The 16,987-nt window shown below is 57.7% G+C and carries 16 protein-coding genes; 5 read left to right on the forward strand and 11 right to left on the reverse strand.

Going from position 1 to position 16,987, the window contains the following annotated elements; all coding sequences use genetic code 11:
• From mraY to EKL29_RS04930, 11 genes are all read right to left on the reverse strand, one after another.
• Window positions 1–1,083, reverse strand: a complete 1,083-nt coding sequence (gene mraY / locus EKL29_RS04880) for a phospho-N-acetylmuramoyl-pentapeptide-transferase (protein ID WP_033749483.1) — start codon at window positions 1,081–1,083, stop codon at window positions 1–3.
• Window positions 1,077–2,435: a UDP-N-acetylmuramoyl-tripeptide--D-alanyl-D-alanine ligase gene (murF, locus tag EKL29_RS04885; protein ID WP_126689017.1), complete on the reverse strand. Its 1,359-nt coding sequence runs from the start codon at window positions 2,433–2,435 to the stop codon at window positions 1,077–1,079. Before murF ends, mraY begins: the two co-directional genes overlap by 7 nt.
• Window positions 2,432–3,919, reverse strand: a complete 1,488-nt coding sequence (murE, locus tag EKL29_RS04890; protein WP_126689018.1) for a UDP-N-acetylmuramoyl-L-alanyl-D-glutamate--2,6-diaminopimelate ligase — start codon at window positions 3,917–3,919, stop codon at window positions 2,432–2,434. Before murE ends, murF begins: the two co-directional genes overlap by 4 nt.
• The gene (locus EKL29_RS04895) at window positions 3,906–5,672 is read right to left on the reverse strand and encodes a peptidoglycan glycosyltransferase FtsI (RefSeq protein WP_126689019.1); all 1,767 of its coding nucleotides are present in this window, start codon (window positions 5,670–5,672) and stop codon (window positions 3,906–3,908) included. The genes murE and EKL29_RS04895 overlap by 14 nt, the downstream gene beginning before the upstream one ends.
• Before the next feature lie 16 nt (window positions 5,673–5,688).
• A complete protein-coding gene (gene ftsL, locus EKL29_RS04900) occupies window positions 5,689–6,009 on the reverse strand; it encodes a cell division protein FtsL (protein WP_120455710.1) in 321 nt (106 codons plus the stop codon).
• A complete protein-coding gene (rsmH, locus tag EKL29_RS04905; RefSeq protein WP_120455708.1) occupies window positions 6,006–6,947 on the reverse strand; it encodes a 16S rRNA (cytosine(1402)-N(4))-methyltransferase RsmH in 942 nt (313 codons plus the stop codon). The genes ftsL and rsmH overlap by 4 nt, the downstream gene beginning before the upstream one ends.
• 2 nt (window positions 6,948–6,949) lie before the next feature.
• Window positions 6,950–7,408, reverse strand: coding sequence for a division/cell wall cluster transcriptional repressor MraZ (mraZ, locus tag EKL29_RS04910; protein ID WP_126689020.1), 459 nt, complete (start codon window positions 7,406–7,408; stop codon window positions 6,950–6,952).
• A gap of 487 nt (window positions 7,409–7,895) precedes the next feature.
• Window positions 7,896–8,906 carry a catabolite repressor/activator gene (gene cra / locus EKL29_RS04915; protein WP_120455705.1) on the reverse strand — a complete coding sequence of 337 codons (1,011 nt, stop codon included), beginning with the start codon at window positions 8,904–8,906 and terminating at the stop codon, window positions 7,896–7,898.
• 188 nt (window positions 8,907–9,094) lie between these two features.
• Window positions 9,095–9,586, reverse strand: a complete 492-nt coding sequence (gene ilvN / locus EKL29_RS04920) for an acetolactate synthase small subunit (RefSeq protein WP_033749472.1) — start codon at window positions 9,584–9,586, stop codon at window positions 9,095–9,097.
• A gap of 2 nt (window positions 9,587–9,588) precedes the next feature.
• Entirely contained in the window at window positions 9,589–11,313 is a 1,725-nt protein-coding gene (ilvI, locus tag EKL29_RS04925) for an acetolactate synthase 3 large subunit (RefSeq protein WP_120455701.1), read from the reverse strand.
• A gap of 383 nt (window positions 11,314–11,696) precedes the next feature.
• Window positions 11,697–11,984: a hypothetical protein gene (locus tag EKL29_RS04930; RefSeq protein ID WP_126689021.1), complete on the reverse strand. Its 288-nt coding sequence runs from the start codon at window positions 11,982–11,984 to the stop codon at window positions 11,697–11,699.
• 56 nt (window positions 11,985–12,040) lie between these two features.
• Between EKL29_RS04930 and leuL the strand changes: the two genes are divergently transcribed.
• From leuL to leuD, 5 genes are all read left to right on the forward strand, one after another.
• Complete coding sequence (gene leuL / locus EKL29_RS23535; RefSeq protein ID WP_127908400.1) at window positions 12,041–12,124, forward strand: leu operon leader peptide; 84 nt, start codon at window positions 12,041–12,043, stop codon at window positions 12,122–12,124.
• 90 nt (window positions 12,125–12,214) lie between these two features.
• Window positions 12,215–13,771 carry a 2-isopropylmalate synthase gene (leuA, locus tag EKL29_RS04940; protein WP_126689022.1) on the forward strand — a complete coding sequence of 519 codons (1,557 nt, stop codon included), beginning with the start codon at window positions 12,215–12,217 and terminating at the stop codon, window positions 13,769–13,771.
• Window positions 13,772–13,773: 2 nt separating this feature from the next.
• The gene (gene leuB / locus EKL29_RS04945; protein WP_126689023.1) at window positions 13,774–14,865 is read left to right on the forward strand and encodes a 3-isopropylmalate dehydrogenase; all 1,092 of its coding nucleotides are present in this window, start codon (window positions 13,774–13,776) and stop codon (window positions 14,863–14,865) included.
• A 4-nt stretch (window positions 14,866–14,869) separates the two neighbouring features.
• A complete protein-coding gene (leuC, locus tag EKL29_RS04950) occupies window positions 14,870–16,273 on the forward strand; it encodes a 3-isopropylmalate dehydratase large subunit (protein ID WP_120455691.1) in 1,404 nt (467 codons plus the stop codon).
• A 2-nt stretch (window positions 16,274–16,275) separates the two neighbouring features.
• Window positions 16,276–16,881, forward strand: coding sequence for a 3-isopropylmalate dehydratase small subunit (gene leuD / locus EKL29_RS04955; protein WP_126689024.1), 606 nt, complete (start codon window positions 16,276–16,278; stop codon window positions 16,879–16,881).
• The last annotated feature ends 106 nt before the right edge of the window (window positions 16,882–16,987 follow it).

Raw genomic sequence — 16,987 nt, forward strand, 5'->3', positions numbered from 1 at the left:
TTAACGTACCTTCAGCGTGGCCAGGCCAATAAGCACCAGCATCAGCGAGATGATCCAGAAGCGCACGATCACGCGCGGTTCCGGCCAGCCTTTCAGTTCATAGTGATGATGAATCGGTGCCATGCGGAAAATGCGCTGTCCGCGTAGCTTGAACGATCCTACCTGCAGGATCACAGAGAGCGTCTCGACCACAAACACGCCGCCCATAATCACCAGCAAAAACTCCTGACGCAGCAGCACAGCCAGCGTGCCGAGCGCGCCGCCCAGCGCCAGCGAACCCACGTCGCCCATAAAGACCTGCGCCGGATAGGTGTTGAACCACAAGAAGCCCAGCCCTGCCCCGACGATAGCGGTACAGACGATCACCAGCTCGCCCGCATGGCGTAAATAAGGAATATGGAGATACTCAGCGAACTTAACGTTGCCGGTCGCCCAGGCCACCAGCGCGAACCCTGCCGCGACGAATACGGTCGGCATAATTGCCAGCCCGTCCAGGCCGTCGGTCAGGTTAACGGCGTTGCCGGTGCCGACGATAACGAAGTAGGCGAGCACCACGTAGAACAGGCCAAGCTGGGGCATGATATCTTTGAAGAAAGGCACCACCAGCTGCGTCGCGGGCGTCCCTTTACCGGCGGCGTAGAGCGCAAACGCCACGCCCAGCGAAATCACCGACATCCAGAAATATTTCCAGCGCGCGATCAGGCCCTTCGTGTCCTTACGCACCACTTTGCGATAGTCATCGACAAAGCCGATGATGCCAAAGCCCACCAGCACCACCAGTACGCACCAGACATAGGGATTCGAAGGATAAGCCCACATCAGCACCGAAACGGTGATCGAGGTGAGGATCATAATCCCGCCCATGGTCGGCGTACCGCGCTTGCTGAAGTGCGATTCCGGACCGTCGTTGCGCACTACCTGGCCGATTTGCAGCTTTTGCAGCCAGGCGATCAGGCGAGGCCCCATCCATAAAGAGATAAATAAAGCGGTCAGCAGGCTGACAATGGCGCGAAACGTCAGATACGAAAAGACGTTGAAGCCGGAATAAAAAGCGACCAGATGCTCGGCCAGCCAGACTAACATGTTCCCATCTCCTGTAGGTTCTGCACGACCTGCTCCATGGCAGCACTACGCGAACCCTTAATCAAAACGGTTAATTCCCGATGTTCGGACAACAGCGTCCGTAAACGTTCAGTCAGCGCGGTTTTTGTGTCGAAATGTTCGCCAACCCCACTGCTTTCACTAATGTGCGCGCTCAGCGCGCCAACGCTCAGCACGCGATCGACCCCTGCGGCTTTCGCCGCCAGCCCGACCTCGCGATGGCACTGCTCCGCCTCTTCGCCCAGCTCCGCCATATCGCCTACTACCATTACGCGGTAGCCGGGCATCTCGCCCAGCACCTGCGCGGCGGCCGTCATCGAGCCGACATTGGCGTTATAGCTGTCGTCGAGCAGCAGCTGCGTCTCGGAGAGACGAATCGGGAACAGGCGGCCAGGCACGGCCTGCAGGCTTTTCAGCCCGCTCTGAATGGCGCTAAGCGGTGCGTCGACCGACAGCGCCAGCGCGGCGGCGGCCAGCGCATTAGCGATGTTATGACGTCCCGGCAGCGGCAGCGTGACATCGATGTCGCCGCGCGGCGTTTGCATGGTGAAGTGAGTGCCGTCCACGGTCAGACGGATATCGCGCGCGGTAAAATCGCTGTCGGCCGCCTGCGGCGAGAAGCGCCATACGCGCTTGCCGTGCAGGTTCGCCTGCCAGTGCGGCCAGTCGTTGCTGTCGGCGTTCAGAATGGCGGTGCCGTTCGCGGGCAGACCGTTGAAGATCTCCCCTTTCGCCTTCGCTACGCCCGCCAGCGAACCGAAGCCCTCCAGATGTGCCGCCGCCAGGTTATTCACCAGCGCGCTCTCAGGACGCGTCAGCTCGGTGGTATAGGCAATTTCGCCCTGGTGATTCGCGCCCAGTTCGATAACCGCATACTGATGCTGCTCTGTCAGGCGCAGCAGCGTCATCGGCACGCCGAAATCGTTATTCAGGTTACCCGCGGTATAAAGCGTTTCGCCGCATTCGCGCAGGATAGAGGCGGTCATCTCTTTGACCGAGGTTTTGCCGGACGAACCGGTGAGCGCGACTACACGCGCTTTCGATTGCTGACGCACCCAGGCGGCCAGTTTGCCGAACGCAATGCGCGTGTCAGCGACCACGACCTGCGGCACGGAGACGTGTAAATACTTACTCACTAACAGCGCCTGCGCGCCGCTGGCGATAGCGTCAGCGGCAAAGTCATGCGCGTCGAAGCGTTCACCGACCAGCGCCACAAACAGGCTGCCCGGCGTCACGTTGCGCGTATCGGTAGTGACGTCGTTAAGCGTAAGATCGTTGCCGTGTAGCGTGCCGCCGCTGATCTCAGCCAGAGTGGTAAGGGAAACCGGGATCATGCCGTCACTCCTAATAACGCAGCAACCGTGGCGCGGTCAGAGTAATCCAGACGACGATTCCCCACGATTTGATAATCTTCATGACCTTTGCCCGCCACCAGCACGATGTCGTCAGGCTGCGCCTGCAAAACAGCGTTAGTGACCGCTTGCGCACGTCCAGCCACGACGCGCGCGCGATGCGGCTCGAGCAGGCCGGTCAAAATGTCGTTAACGATGGCCTGTGGATCTTCGCTGCGCGGATTGTCGTCGGTAATCACCACAACATCCGCGAACTGCTCGGCGATCGCGCCCATCAGGGGACGCTTGCCTTTATCGCGATCGCCGCCGCAGCCAAACAGACACCACAGCTTGCCTTTGCAGTGCAGGCGCGCAGCCTCCAGTGCTTTTTCCAGCGCGTCCGGCGTGTGGGCGTAATCCACTACAACGGTCGGTTTGCCCGGCGCGCTGAAAACTTCCATGCGACCGCAGACCGGCTGAAGCTGCGGCGCGGTCCGCACCAGATCGGCGAGCGGATAATCAAGCGCCAGCAGCGTAGCGAAAGCCAGCAGCAGATTGCTGACGTTAAACGCGCCCATCAGTCGGCTGTCGAATTCGCCCTCGCCCCAGCTTGAGCTGAAACGAATATGGGCGCCGTTATCGTGATATTTCACCTCTTCGGCTTTCACCCAGCGACCGTGACAGCCCGGCTGTAAATTATTTGCCATGGTGACGGCGACGGCGTCCGGCAGCGTCGCCAGCCAGCGGCGCCCGGCTTCGTCATCGGCGTTAAGGATCATTTCGCCAACCTGATGGTCGGTAAAAAGCAGCTTCTTAGCCGATTCGTAGGTCTGCATATCACCGTGGTAGTCAAGATGATCGCGGCTCAGATTGGTAAAGACCGCAGCGGCGAACGGCAGCGCGGCAACGCGATGCTGCACCAGACCGTGCGAGGAGACCTCCATTGCGGTCAGCGTCGCGCCCTGCTGCGCCAGATCCCGTAAGAGATGCTGCACCTCAACGGCCGATCCGGTCGTGTTCTCCGCGGCGGTCAGCTGATCGAGCAGGCCATTGCCGACCGTGCCCATCACCGCGCCGGTTTCACCCAGCCGTTGCGCCCATTGCGCCAGCAGCTGCGTGGTGGTGGTTTTGCCATTGGTGCCGGTCACGCCTATCAGCTTCTGCTTTTCGCCCGGCTGACCATAAAAACGCCCCGCCAGCGCGGAGAGGCGCTGCGGCAGCTGCGCCAGATAAATCACCGGCACGCCATGCATCTCACGAATATCGCCATCGCTGGCTTCGCCTTCAGCTTCCGCGATCACGGCGGCAACGCCCTGCGCGATCGCCTGCGGAATAAAACGCCGTCCGTCGGCGTGGTGGCCTGCGACGGCCACAAACAGATCGCCGGAGGCCGCTTTGCGGCTGTCCAGTGTCATGTCACCCAAGGGACGCGCCGGCGCGCCTGGCACCCACGGGCCCAGCAAGTCGCGCAGGTTACGATCTGTCACTTTTTCCCTCACTTCTGTTAGTCACCAGCTCGTTTTTGTCATTGGTCGGCAACGCGTCCGGCTCGATATTCATGGTGCGTAAAACCCCGCCCATAATGGCACCGAACACCGGCGCGGAGACCGCACCACCGTAATATTTACCGGCCTGGGGATCGTTGATCACCACCACCAGCGCAAAACGAGGATGACTGGCAGGCGCGACGCCTGCGGTGTAAGCAATATATTTGTTAACGTAACGGCCATCCGGTCCGACTTTTTTCGCGGTACCGGTTTTAATCGCGATGCGGTAGCCCTTAATCGCCGCTTTCACGCCGCCGCCGCCCGGCAGCGCGACGCTTTCCATCATATGAACCACGGTTTTCACCAGCGATTCCGGGAAGACGCGCTCGCCCGCCACAGGCGGATCGACTTTAGTGATCGACAGCGGTCGAAAGATGCCGTAGCTGCCGATCGTCGCGTAGACACGCGCTAACTGTAACGGGGTTACCATTAGCCCGTAGCCGAAAGAGAAGGTGGCCCTCTCTATGTCAGACCACCGTTGTTTTTGAGGGTATAAGCCACTACTTTCCCCGACCAGCCCCAAATTGGTCGGTTTACCCAGGCCAAAGCGCGCATAAGTATCTACAAGCGCTGAGGAGGGCATCGCTAACGCCAGTCGTGAAACACCGACGTTACTCGACTTCTGCAAAACCCCAGTAAGGGTTAGTTCGTTGTATCGCGCCACGTCTTTGATTTCATGACCATTAACGCGATACGGCACGGTATTAAGCACGCTGTTTTCCCGCACCACGCCGCGCTGCAGCGCCGTCATCACTACCATCGGCTTAACGGTCGAGCCCGGCTCGAAAATATCGGTGATGGCGCGGTTGCGCATGATCTCTTTCGGCGTGTTACCGAGGTTATTAGGGTTGTAAGCCGGGCTGTTCGCCATCGCCAGCACTTCGCCGGTATTAACCTCGACCAGCACGGCGGAGCCAGATTCAGCTTTATTGAACGCGACGGCGTTATTGAGCTCGCGGTAAACCAGCGCCTGCAGACGTTCGTCAATGCTGAGCGTCAGGTTATGGGCGGCGCGGCTGTCTACCGATGAGATATCTTCAATGACGCGGCCGTTGCGATCTTTACGCACCGTTCGCTCGCCAGGCGCGCCGGTCAGCCACTTATCGAAGCTCTTTTCGATGCCTTCGATGCCCTGCCCGTCAATATTGGTAAAGCCGATCAGATGAGAAGTCACCTGACCGGCGGGATAGTAGCGACGTGACTCTTCACGCAGATGGATGCCAGGCAGCTTGAGCTTTTTGATGTAGTCGCTGATGGCGGGATTGACCTGACGCGCCAGATAGATGAAGCGTCCTTTGGGATTGGCGTTGACGCGCGTCGCCAGCTGATCGAGCGGAATCGAGAGCGCGTCGGCAAGCGCCTTCCAGCGGCTGTCGAGGGTCACGCCGCCCGCGTCGTGCAGCTCTTTGGGATCGGCCCAGATGGCGTTGACCGGCACGCTGACCGCCAGCGGACGACCGGCGCGATCGCTGATCATGCCGCGCGCGGTGGGGATAGCCTGTACGCGCAAGGAGCGCAGATCGCCCTCTTTCACCAGCTTATCCGGCTTGATGACCTGCAGCCAGGCGACGCGAGACAGCAAGCCGAACAGCGCCAGTAAAATACAGCCGCACAGCAACGCAAAACGCCAGCTTACAAAGCTGGCTTTATCTTCCTGTTTTTTCAACTTCAGCGTTTTGCTTGCGCCGCTCATGGCGATTTAGCGTTCCTTATTTCTGTACCACAATGTTTTCCTGAGAGGGATCAACATGCTGTAGCTGCAGCTTCTCGGTAGCGATACGCTCCACCCGACTGTGATCGCCCAGCGCGTTCTCCTCAAGGATCAGGTTACGCCATTCAATGTCGAGCGCGTCGCGCTCTAATACCAGCTGCTCGCGCTGCGCGGTCAGCAGACGCGTTTTGTGCGTCGTCGTCACCACCATGATGGCCGACACCAATACGGCGATAAGCAAAATCACCGGGATTTTGCCGAATCGCAGCAGATCGCCGCCGATAACCCCGGGCAGGCTGTGACGTTCGTTGCCGATCATGCGTCGGTTCTCTCCGCGATACGCAGAACCGAACTGCGCGCGCGTGGATTGTCCGCCACTTCCGCTTCGCCCGGCGTCATTTTGCCGAGCAGCTTCAGCTGACGTCCGCCCAGCGCCTTAAGCTGCGCTTCGGTCATCGGAAGCCCTGCTGGCACCTGCGGACCGCGACTCTGATCGCGCATAAAACGCTTCACCAGGCGATCTTCCAGCGAGTGGAAGCTGATAATGGAGAGACGCCCCTCAGGTGCCAGCACCGTTAACGCGCCTTTCAGCGCCTTTTCGATCTCTTCCAGCTCGCTGTTGATCCAGATACGTATCGCCTGAAAGCTGCGCGTCGCTGGATGTTTAAACTTATCTTTCACCGGCGTCGCCGCCGCGATGACTTCGGCCAGCTCTTTGGTGCGCGTCATCGGCTGCTCGCGGTTACGCTCCACGATGGCGCGTGCGATACGTTTAGCAAAACGCTCCTCGCCGTAGGTCTTCAGCACAAAGGCGATATCCGCTTCTTCGGCCTGCAACAGCCACTCAGCGGCGGAATGCCCGCGCGTCGGGTCCATTCGCATGTCCAGCGGCCCATCACGCATAAAAGAGAAACCGCGTTCGGCGTCATCCAGCTGCGGCGACGACACGCCGAGATCAAGCAGGATGCCGTCAATTTTGCCGCTTAACTCCAGCGCTTCGACATACTCGGCCAGCTCGGAGAACGGGCCATGCACAATGGAAAAGCGCGGATCGGCGATTTCAGCAGCTGCAGCGATAGCTTGCGGGTCGCGATCGATGGCGATAAGCCGTCCCTGCGCGCCCAGCTGCGACAGAATCAATCGTGAATGTCCGCCGCGACCAAAGGTGCCGTCGATGTAGATGCCGTCTTCCCTGATGTTGAGGCCGTTAACCGCCTCGTCCAGTAGCACCGTGGTATGTTTAAAATTTTCCTGCATAGCTATAGCGACAAGTCCTGCAACCGCTCAGATAACGGTTCCTGAGCCGACTGTTCTGCGTCAATGTCATCCTTAACTTGTTGATACCAGGTCTGTTCATCCCACAGTTCAAACTTATTGAACTGGCCGACCAGCATCACTTCTTTTGTCAGGCCCGTGTGCTGCCGAAGCGTATTCGCCAGCAGTAAACGGCCTGCATTGTCCATCTGACACTCACTGGCATGGCCCAGCAGCAGACGCTGTACGCGTCGCTCAACGGGGTTCATGCTGGATAAGCGAGACAGCTTTTTTTCGATGATTTCCCATTCGGGCAAGGTATAAAGCAACAGGCAGGGCTGATGAAGGTCGATGGTGCACACCATCTGCCCTTGAGATTCCCCGATCAGCGTGTCGCGATAGCGCACAGGTACGGCCAGTCGCCCCTTGCTGTCGAGATTGACTAACGTTGCCCCACGGAACATGCCAGTCTTCCCCTCAGCTCCCCGTTTTCACCACTTTACCCCACTTTTTACCACGCCACGAGTTTACGGAGGCGATGAAATCGTTGTCAAGCCGAAGCGCGGCGGGAATATAACTATTTACAGGGGGGAATTTCGCTGATTGAAAAGCGACAAAGGGGTCAAAAGGTCAATTTTAAAAATTAACCTGATGAATAGTGGAATAAAAACCATAGTGCTTAAAAAAATGATTAAAAATAAACCTGATGGTCTGCGCTAATATTCTTCACTGTTTCTGAGACAGGGGCTGCATTTTAGGGGATTTCTGAAAGCGGCCACACCCGCCCCAGGCACGGCGGGAGGGGTTGCCAGCCCGAAGAAATGGACAATTAACAATCACATCGCCGCTAATTTGTTAGATGAGGTGTCGCAGATTTACGCTTTTTTACCCTAAAAATTGACGAATATTAATACATAAAAATTTAAGGGCAGCGGTATTGCTGCCCGTCGGCTATTTAATTTTGCGATTTAGCTGCCCACGGCGAAATAAATTTCGCCGAATACGCGTTAATCCCGGTTTCGGTTTTCTCGGCTCATCAAGCGAAGCCAGAACTAACTCCAGCACGCGCTCCGCAACATCACGATGACGCTGCCCTACGGCCAGCACCGGACAGTCCAGAAAGTCCAGTAATTCGTGGTCGCCAAAGGTCGCGATAGCGAGGTCGGTCGGCAGCCGCCCGTCACGTTTTAACGTCACGTCCATAACGCCCTGCAGCAGGCCGAACGAGGTGGTGAAAAGCGCCTCTGGCATATCATGATCGTCAAGATACTTCTCAAACAGCGCGGCCGCCGCCGTACGCTCGAAGCTGTTGCAGTAGATATAGTCGATGGGTCGTGGATCCTCTTTCCAGGCATCGCGGAACCCCATTTCGCGTAAAAAGCTGACGGAAAGCTCCGGCAGCGCGCCGAGGAACAGGACGTTTTTTACCGGCAGCTGACGCAATTCAGCCGCCAGGGCAAAAGCGTCGTCCTGATCGGCGCCGACGACGCTGGTGAAATGCTCGCGATCCAGCGCACGGTCCAGCGCGATAATCGGCAGCGGATCGTTGATCCAGCGCTGATAAAAGGGATGCTCAGGCGGCAAAGAGGTAGAAACGATAATCGCATCAACCTGACGCTGCAGCAGATGTTCGATACAGCGCATTTCATTGTCGGGCTGATCTTCTGAACAGGCGATCAGCAGCTGATAGCCGCGTTGACGCGCCTGACGCTCCAGATAATTGGCGATGCGGGTGTAGCTGGTATTCTCCAGGTCGGGGATCACCAGGCCGATAGAACGCGTGCGGCCGGCGCGCAGGCCCGCCGCCACTGCATTAGGGTGATAGTTATGCTCACGCACGACCGCCATCACTTTCTCGACGGTTTTTTCGCTGACACGATACTGCCGCGCTTTGCCATTGATGACATAACTGGCCGTGGTGCGCGACACGCCCGCCAGACGCGCGATTTCATCCAGTTTCACGATAACTCCATACTTCACGGCGAGCCGCGTTGCGACAGATGTCCGCAACTAAGCTAAGGGTAACTCGTTTGTAACATCTAACAGCAGAACTCCGCGCTGAGCAACCGCTTTTCTTAGCGATCCCTGTTTAGCGCATAAAATAAAAAAACCCGGCATTACGCCGGGTTAGAGACAGTAACCTGTTGTGATTAACGCATAATGCGATCGCCGCGCGACACGCCGACGATGCCGGAACGCGCCACTTCGACAATCTCAGCGACTTCGCGCACGGTATTGAGAAAGGCGTCGAGCTTATCGCTGGTGCCCGCAAGCTGAACCGTGTACAGCGTCGGCGTCACGTCGATAATCTGACCGCGGAAGATCTCGGCGCTGCGCTTTACCTCTTCGCGGCCGTAACCGGTGGCCTGCAGCTTCACCAGCATGATCTCGCGTTCGACGTAAGCGCCCTGCCCCAGCTCGCTGACGCGCAGCACGTCCACCAGCTTATGCAGCTGCTTTTCAATCTGCTCCAGCACCTTCTCGTCACCGACGGTTTGAATGGTCATACGCGACAGCGTTGGGTCGTCAGTCGGCGCGACGGTCAGGCTTTCGATGTTGTAGCCGCGCTGAGAAAAGAGGCCCACCACGCGCGACAATGCGCCGGATTCATTCTCCAGCAGAACCGATAAAATACGACGCATAATTATGTTCTCTCCGTTTTGCTCAGCCACATCTCATCCATCGCCCCGCCGCGAATCTGCATCGGGTACACATGCTCGCTGCCGTCGACGGTGACGTCGACAAATACCAGGCGGCCCTTCGCCAGCGTATCCAGCGCCAGCTGCAGTTTCTCTTCCAGTTCGGAAGGATGCTGAATGGCGATGCCGACGTGACCATAGGCCTCAGCCAGACGCACAAAGTCCGGCAGCGACTCCATATAAGATTGCGAATGGCGGCCTGAATAGATCATATCCTGCCACTGTTTCACCATGCCGAGGACGCGGTTATTCAGGCTCAGCACCAGCACCGGCAGATCGTACTGCAGCGCGGTGGAGAGCTCCTGAATATTCATCTGAATGCTGCCGTCGCCGGTCACGCAAATCACCGTTTCCTCTGGCAGCGCCATTTTGACGCCCAGCGCGGCTGGCAGACCGAAGCCCATGGTGCCGAGTCCGCCTGAGTTGATCCAGCGACGCGGTTTATCAAAGGGATAGTAAAGCGCCGCGAACATCTGATGCTGGCCGACATCCGAGGTGACGTAAGCGTCGCCGTTGGTCAGGCGCCAGATCGTCTCGATCACCGCCTGCGGTTTAATCGCGTCGCTGCTGCGATCGAACGCCAGACATTTACGGCTGCGCCAGCCTTCAATGCTCTGCCACCAGTCGCGCAGGCTGTCGAACTCCTGCTTCGTTTCGCTCTGCGCCAGCAGCTCCAGCATCTGCTGCAGCGTCTGCTTCGCATCGCCAACGATAGGGATATCCGCCGCCACGGTTTTCGAAATCGAGGTAGGATCGATGTCGATATGTAGCACCGTCGCGTTCGGGCAATATTTAGCCAGATTATTGGTGGTGCGATCGTCAAAGCGCACGCCGACGGCAAAGATCAGATCGGCGTTATGCATCGTCATGTTGGCTTCATAGGTGCCGTGCATGCCGAGCATACCCACTGCCTGACGGTGCGTGCCGGGAAACGCGCCCAGCCCCATCAGCGACGTAGTGACCGGAATATTCAGCTTTTCCGCAAGCTGCAGCAGCTCCGCTTCGCAGGCTGAGGTAATCGCGCCGCCGCCAGCGTAAATAACCGGCTTGTGCGCGGCGAGCAGCGTGTTTAAAGCGCGTTTGATCTGCCCTTTATGCCCCTGAATGGTCGGGTTGTAGGAGCGCATGCTCACCGATTCCGGATAAACGTAAGGTAGTTTATTGGCCGGGTTCAGAATGTCCTTCGGCAGATCGATAACGACCGGGCCTGGACGCCCGCTGGCCGCCAGCCAGAAGGCTTTTTTCAGCACGGTCGGGATCTCTTCGGTGCTTTTCACCAGAAAGCTGTGCTTCACCACCGGACGGGAAATCCCCACCATGTCGCACTCCTGAAAGGCGTCGTAGCCAATCAGCGAGGAAGGCACCTGACCCGACAGGATGACCAGCGGGATCGAATCCATATAGGCGGTGGCGATACCGGTGATCGCATTGGTTGCGCCGGGACCCGACGTCACCAGCACTACGCCGACTTCGCCCGTGGCGCGTGCCAGGCCATCCGCCATATGCACCGCGCCCTGCTCATGGCGCACCAGTACGTGATCAATTCCGCCGACGGTTTGCAGCGCGTCATAAATATCCAGCACCGCGCCGCCCGGATAACCGAACACCTGTTTTACGCCCTGATCGATCAACGAACGGACGACCATCTCGGCTCCTGACAACATCTCCATTTTCTGCCTCCAGGCTTGAGGAACTGAATCCACTGACGCTCGCTGTTCCAGCGCGCCACTGGCATCCTGCCCCAGTTTCGCCAGTTAAGATCAAAACCTTATGTTTATGCGCAGACGCCGGAATTCGTTTCCGACATCCAGATACAGAGAAATCTGCTTGGTTGATTGTTTTAAGAGTTGGTCGATTACCATAACCGTAGAAAACCCGGCAGGCAAACGTCAGACTCCGCGCTTATCGTTAAGCGGGCTTTAAAGCCTCTGCGCGATAAGTTGACCGCGCGCGGAATTATCTAATTCACCGGAAGTTAGGCAGAAGAAAATGCTGGAGACCAATTCATTTCCAGCGGGTTATAAGAAATAACAAAAAAATAATTCCGTATCCTTTAGCCCACAATTTTCCTGTAAAATTCATTTCTGGCGTTATTAACTCTTAAATAAAGCCGACGCGCGACAATATGCTGCCCCACAGCGGTAAAATAATTCTGGGCAACAGGTGATAAACAATCAGTAAAAAAGATAACTTTCAAAGAGTTAAAATAAACAGCCCCTGTCATAAAGGCCGATTTACGCCCTGTTTTTTCAGGGATTACCAGTTCCACTAAGCTGGCGGTAAATCGCAGGATATTTTCCTTAGCGCGCATTGAAAATACCCTTTTGCTTATGGTTGACATCCCGACCTGATTCCAGTACCAATATGTGCAGCACAAAATTTACGAGGTTCGAATCCATGTTTCATTCATTCCGCCTACTCGGTCTACTACTTAACGCATTCAGTTTGCGCGGTAGACTCGTGGGCAGAATCAAACACTGATTCGAACCTGCTGAAAGTTAAAAACCCGCGCCTTGCGCGGGTTTTTTTATGCTCGTTGCACGGTGAAGCTAACGAATAAGGATGAATACGATGAGCCAGCAAGTCATTATTTTCGATACCACTCTGCGCGACGGTGAGCAGGCATTACAGGCCAGCCTGAGTGTGAAAGAAAAATTGCAGATCGCACTGGCGCTGGAGCGCATGGGCGTAGACGTGATGGAAGTCGGCTTCCCGGTTTCGTCGCCGGGCGACTTCGAATCCGTACAGACCATCGCGCGCACCATTAAAAACAGCCGCGTCTGCGGACTGGCACGCTGCGTCGAAAAAGATATCGATGCGGCCTATGAAGCGCTGCGCGTAGCGGAGGCCTATCGTATCCACACCTTCATCGCGACGTCGCCGATGCATATCGCCACCAAACTGCGCAGCACGCTGCCTGAAGTGATTGAGCGCGCGGTACAGATGGTGAAACGCGCCCGTAACTACACTAACGACGTTGAATTCTCTTGCGAAGATGGCGGCCGTACGCCGATCGACGACCTGTGTCGCGTGGTAGAGGCGGCAATCAACGCGGGCGCAACCACTATCAACATTCCAGACACCGTGGGTTACACCCTGCCGGGCGAATACGCCAGCATCATCAGTCAGTTGATCAATCGGGTGCCCAATATCGATAAAGCGATCCTGTCGGTGCACACCCATGACGATTTAGGCATGGCGACCGGCAATGCGCTGGCCGCGGTCCAGGCGGGCGCGCGTCAGGTCGAAGGCACACTGAACGGCCTGGGCGAGCGCGCCGGCAACTGCGCGCTGGAAGAGGTCGTTATGGCGATTAAAACCCGCCAGCAGATCCTGAACGTCCATACCAACATCAATCACCAGGAAATTTACCGCACCAGCCAGATGGTCAGCCAGATCTGCAACATGCCGATCCCGGCGAACAAGGCGGTGGTCGGCTCTAACGCCTTTGCGCACTCCTCCGGCATCCACCAGGACGGCGTGCTGAAAAACCGTGAAAACTACGAAATCCTGACGCCGGAATCGATCGGCCTGCACAAAATCCAGCTGAACCTGACGTCGCGTTCCGGCCGCGCCGCGGTGAAACACCGTATGGAAGAGATGGGCTACAAAGAGAGCGACTACAGCCTGGACGCGCTGTATGACGCCTTCCTGAAGCTGGCTGATAAAAAAGGCCAAGTATTTGATTACGATCTGGAAGCGCTGGCCTTTATCAACAAGCAGCATGAAGAGCCGGAATATTTCCAGCTGAACGAATTCAATGTGCAGACCGGCTCCAGCGTCACAGCGACCGCATCAGTGCAGCTGGGCTGCGGCGAAGAGACCAAAGCGGACGCCGCCACCGGCAACGGCCCGGTCGACGCGGTTTATCAGGCGATCAACCGCATTACCGGTTTTGAAGCCGAGCTGATGAACTACAAGTTAACGGCGAAAGGTCACGGCGAGAATGCGCTGGGCCAGGTGGATATCGTGGTCAACTACAACGGCCGCAAATTCCACGGCGTCGGTCTGGCGACCGATATTGTCGAATCATCTGCGAAAGCGATGGTTAACGCGCTGAATAACATCTGGCGCGCCAAAGAAGTCGAAAAAGAATTGCAGCGCAAATTTCAGAAGGAAACGGTGTAACTATGTCTACCTCTTCTCATATCGCAGTATTGCCTGGCGACGGCATCGGTCCGGAAGTTATGGCGCAGGCTCTGAAAGTGCTGGACGCCATTCGTCACCGCTTTGATATGCGTATTACCACCAGCGAATATGACGTCGGCGGCATCGCCATCGACCGTCACGGCGAACCGCTGCCGCCCGCCACCGTTGCGGGCTGCGAGCAGGCCGACGCGATTCTGTTCGGCTCGGTCGGCGGCCCGAAATGGGAGCACCTGCCGCCCGCTTCACAGCCGGAACGCGGCGCGCTGCTGCCGCTGCGCAAGCACTTCAAATTGTTCAGCAACCTGCGCCCAGCCGCGCTTTATCAGGGTCTGGAAGCTTTTTGCCCGCTGCGCGCCGATATCGCTGCGAAAGGTTTCGATATCCTGTGCGTGCGCGAACTGACCGGCGGCATCTACTTCGGCCAGCCGAAAGGACGCGAAGGCAGCGGCCCGCATGAGCGCGCCTACGACACCGAAGTCTACCACCGCTTCGAGATTGAACGCATTGCGCGCATCGCCTTTGAATCGGCGCGCAAGCGCCGCAATAAAGTCACCTCGATCGATAAAGCCAACGTGCTGCAAACGTCGGTGATGTGGCGCGAGATCGTGAATGAAGTGGCACAGGATTATCCCGATGTGCAGCTGAGCCATATGTATATCGACAACGCCACCATGCAGCTGATTAAAGATCCGTCGCAGTTCGACGTCCTGCTCTGCTCGAACTTGTTTGGCGACATCCTTTCTGACGAGTGCGCCATGATTACCGGCTCGATGGGCATGCTGCCCTCAGCCAGCCTGAACGAAGAGGGCTTTGGTCTGTATGAGCCGGCAGGTGGCTCCGCGCCGGATATCGCCGGACAGAATATCGCTAACCCGGTAGCGCAGATCCTGTCGCTGTCGCTGCTGCTGCGCTACAGCCTGAATGCAGACGCTGCCGCCGACAGCATTGAGCGCGCCATCAGCCGCGCGCTGGAAGAAGGCTACCGCACCCGAGATTTGGCCGGTGACGGCCCCGCCGTCACGACTGATGAGATGGGCAGCATCATTGCCCGCTTTATCGCCGAGGAAAAATAAAATAATGAAAACTTTATACCAGAAGTTATTTGATGCACATGTCGTTCACGAAGCGCCTGACGAGACGCCGCTGCTCTATATCGATCGTCACCTGATTCATGAGGTGACCTCTCCGCAGGCTTTTGACGGTCTGCGCGCGCATGGCCGCAAGGTGCGTCAGCCGTCGAAGACGTTCGCCACCATGGATCACAATGTCTCGACCCAGACCAAAGACATCAACGCCTCTGGCGAGATGGCGCGCATCCAGATGCAAGAGCTGATCAAGAACTGCGCCGAGTTCGGCGTGCAGCTCTACGATCTGAACCATCCCTTCCAGGGCATCGTGCACGTTATCGGGCCTGAGCAAGGCATGACGCTGCCGGGCATGACCATCGTCTGCGGTGATTCGCACACCGCCACCCACGGCGCATTCGGTTCGCTCGCCTTTGGTATCGGCACCTCGGAAGTAGAGCATGTATTCGCTACCCAGACGCTGAAGCAGGGTCGCGCGAAGACCATGAAAATCGAAGTGCTGGGCGAAGCCGCCCCAGGCATTACCGCGAAAGATATCGTGCTGGCGATTATCGGTAAAACCGGCAGCGCGGGCGGCACCGGCCATGTGGTCGAATTCTGCGGTCCGGCTATCGAAGCGCTGAGCATGGAAGGTCGTATGACGCTGTGCAATATGGCGATTGAGATGGGCGCCAAAGCGGGTCTGGTCGCGCCGGACGATACTACCTTCAACTACCTGAAAGGTCGTCAGTTCGCGCCGCAGGGCGAGAAGTGGGAACAGGCGGTAGAGTACTGGCGTACCCTGAAGTCGGATGAAGGCGCGCACTATGACGCCGTCGTCACGCTGAACGCCGCCGATATCGCGCCGCAGGTGACCTGGGGCACCAACCCAGGCCAGGTGATCGCCGTGGATCAGGCGATCCCGAATCCGGCCTCGTTTGCCGATCCGGTCGAGCGCGCCTCCGCCGAGAAAGCGCTGGCCTATATGAACCTGCAGCCGGGCATTCGCCTGACTGACGTGGCGATCGATAAAGTATTTATCGGCTCCTGCACCAACTCGCGTATTGAAGATCTGCGTGCCGCAGCGGCTATCGCCAAAGGGCGTAAGGTTGCGCCGGGCGTGGTCGCGATGGTGGTGCCGGGCTCCGGCCCGGTAAAAGCGCAGGCAGAAGCAGAAGGTCTGGACAAGATTTTCCTCGAGGCTGGCTTTGAATGGCGTCTGCCGGGTTGCTCAATGTGTCTGGCGATGAACAATGACCGCCTGAATCCGGGCGAGCGCTGCGCCTCAACCAGCAACCGTAACTTCGAAGGCCGTCAGGGCCGCGGCGGACGCACCCACCTGGTCAGCCCGGCGATGGCCGCCGCCGCCGCTGTTTCCGGCCATTTTGCCGATATCCGTGAACTGACAGGAGCTTAATCATGGCGAATAAATTTACTCAGCATACCGGCATCGTCGCCCCGCTGGACGCGGCGAACGTCGACACCGACGCCATTATTCCCAAACAGTTCCTGCAGAAGGTAACGCGCACCGGCTTTGGCGCACATCTGTTTCACGACTGGCGTTTTGACGACGACGCGGGCACCGTGCCGACCGCCAGCTTTGTGCTGAACAAGCCGGAGTTTCAGGGCACCAGCATTCTGCTGGCGCGTGAAAACTTCGGCTGCGGCTCATCGCGCGAGCACGCCCCCTGGGCGCTGACCGACTTTGGTTTTCACGTTGTGATTGCGCCGAGCTTTGCCGACATTTTCTACGGCAACAGCTTTAACAACCAGCTGCTGCCGGTTCGCCTCAGTGACGAGCAGGTCGACGAGATGTTTAAGCTGGTCGCGGCGCAGCCGGGCATTCGCTTTACCGTCGATCTTGAAGCGCAGACGGTAACGGCGGGCGATAAAGTTTATCCATTCGAGATCGACAGCTTCCGCCGCCACTGCATGCTGAACGGCCTCGACAGTATCGGTCTGACGCTGCAGTACGAAGCCGCTATCAGCGACTACGAACAGCGCCAGCCTGCGTTTCTGAATTAAGGCGGATAAAGCCTCAAGCCCAGACGACACCAGAGTTAAAGCGCGGGTGGTGTGGGCAGAGGAGCACAGCGTCCCGCGACAGGGATGTCGCGGGCCGAGCGAGCAT

The organism is Pantoea sp. YU22, from assembly GCF_003970755.1.
GTDB lineage: Bacteria > Pseudomonadota > Gammaproteobacteria > Enterobacterales > Enterobacteriaceae > Pantoea > Pantoea piersonii.

What these genes read in the sequence shown, in the direction of transcription:
- rsmH (WP_120455708.1), bottom strand. Translation starts at nt 6,947, where the DNA reads ATGCAGGAAAATTTTAAACATACCACGGTGCTACTGGACGAGGCGGTT.
- leuB (WP_126689023.1), top strand. Translation starts at nt 13,774, where the DNA reads ATGTCTACCTCTTCTCATATCGCAGTATTGCCTGGCGACGGCATCGGT.
- mraY (WP_033749483.1), bottom strand. Translation starts at nt 1,083, where the DNA reads ATGTTAGTCTGGCTGGCCGAGCATCTGGTCGCTTTTTATTCCGGCTTC.
- murF (WP_126689017.1), bottom strand. Translation starts at nt 2,435, where the DNA reads ATGATCCCGGTTTCCCTTACCACTCTGGCTGAGATCAGCGGCGGCACG.
- ilvI (WP_120455701.1), bottom strand. Translation starts at nt 11,313, where the DNA reads ATGGAGATGTTGTCAGGAGCCGAGATGGTCGTCCGTTCGTTGATCGAT.
- EKL29_RS04895 (WP_126689019.1), bottom strand. Translation starts at nt 5,672, where the DNA reads ATGAGCGGCGCAAGCAAAACGCTGAAGTTGAAAAAACAGGAAGATAAA.
- leuC (WP_120455691.1), top strand. Translation starts at nt 14,870, where the DNA reads ATGAAAACTTTATACCAGAAGTTATTTGATGCACATGTCGTTCACGAA.
- leuA (WP_126689022.1), top strand. Translation starts at nt 12,215, where the DNA reads ATGAGCCAGCAAGTCATTATTTTCGATACCACTCTGCGCGACGGTGAG.
- EKL29_RS04930 (WP_126689021.1), bottom strand. Translation starts at nt 11,984, where the DNA reads ATGTCAACCATAAGCAAAAGGGTATTTTCAATGCGCGCTAAGGAAAAT.
- leuD (WP_126689024.1), top strand. Translation starts at nt 16,276, where the DNA reads ATGGCGAATAAATTTACTCAGCATACCGGCATCGTCGCCCCGCTGGAC.
- ilvN (WP_033749472.1), bottom strand. Translation starts at nt 9,586, where the DNA reads ATGCGTCGTATTTTATCGGTTCTGCTGGAGAATGAATCCGGCGCATTG.
- ftsL (WP_120455710.1), bottom strand. Translation starts at nt 6,009, where the DNA reads ATGATCGGCAACGAACGTCACAGCCTGCCCGGGGTTATCGGCGGCGAT.
- mraZ (WP_126689020.1), bottom strand. Translation starts at nt 7,408, where the DNA reads ATGTTCCGTGGGGCAACGTTAGTCAATCTCGACAGCAAGGGGCGACTG.
- leuL (WP_127908400.1), top strand. Translation starts at nt 12,041, where the DNA reads ATGTTTCATTCATTCCGCCTACTCGGTCTACTACTTAACGCATTCAGT.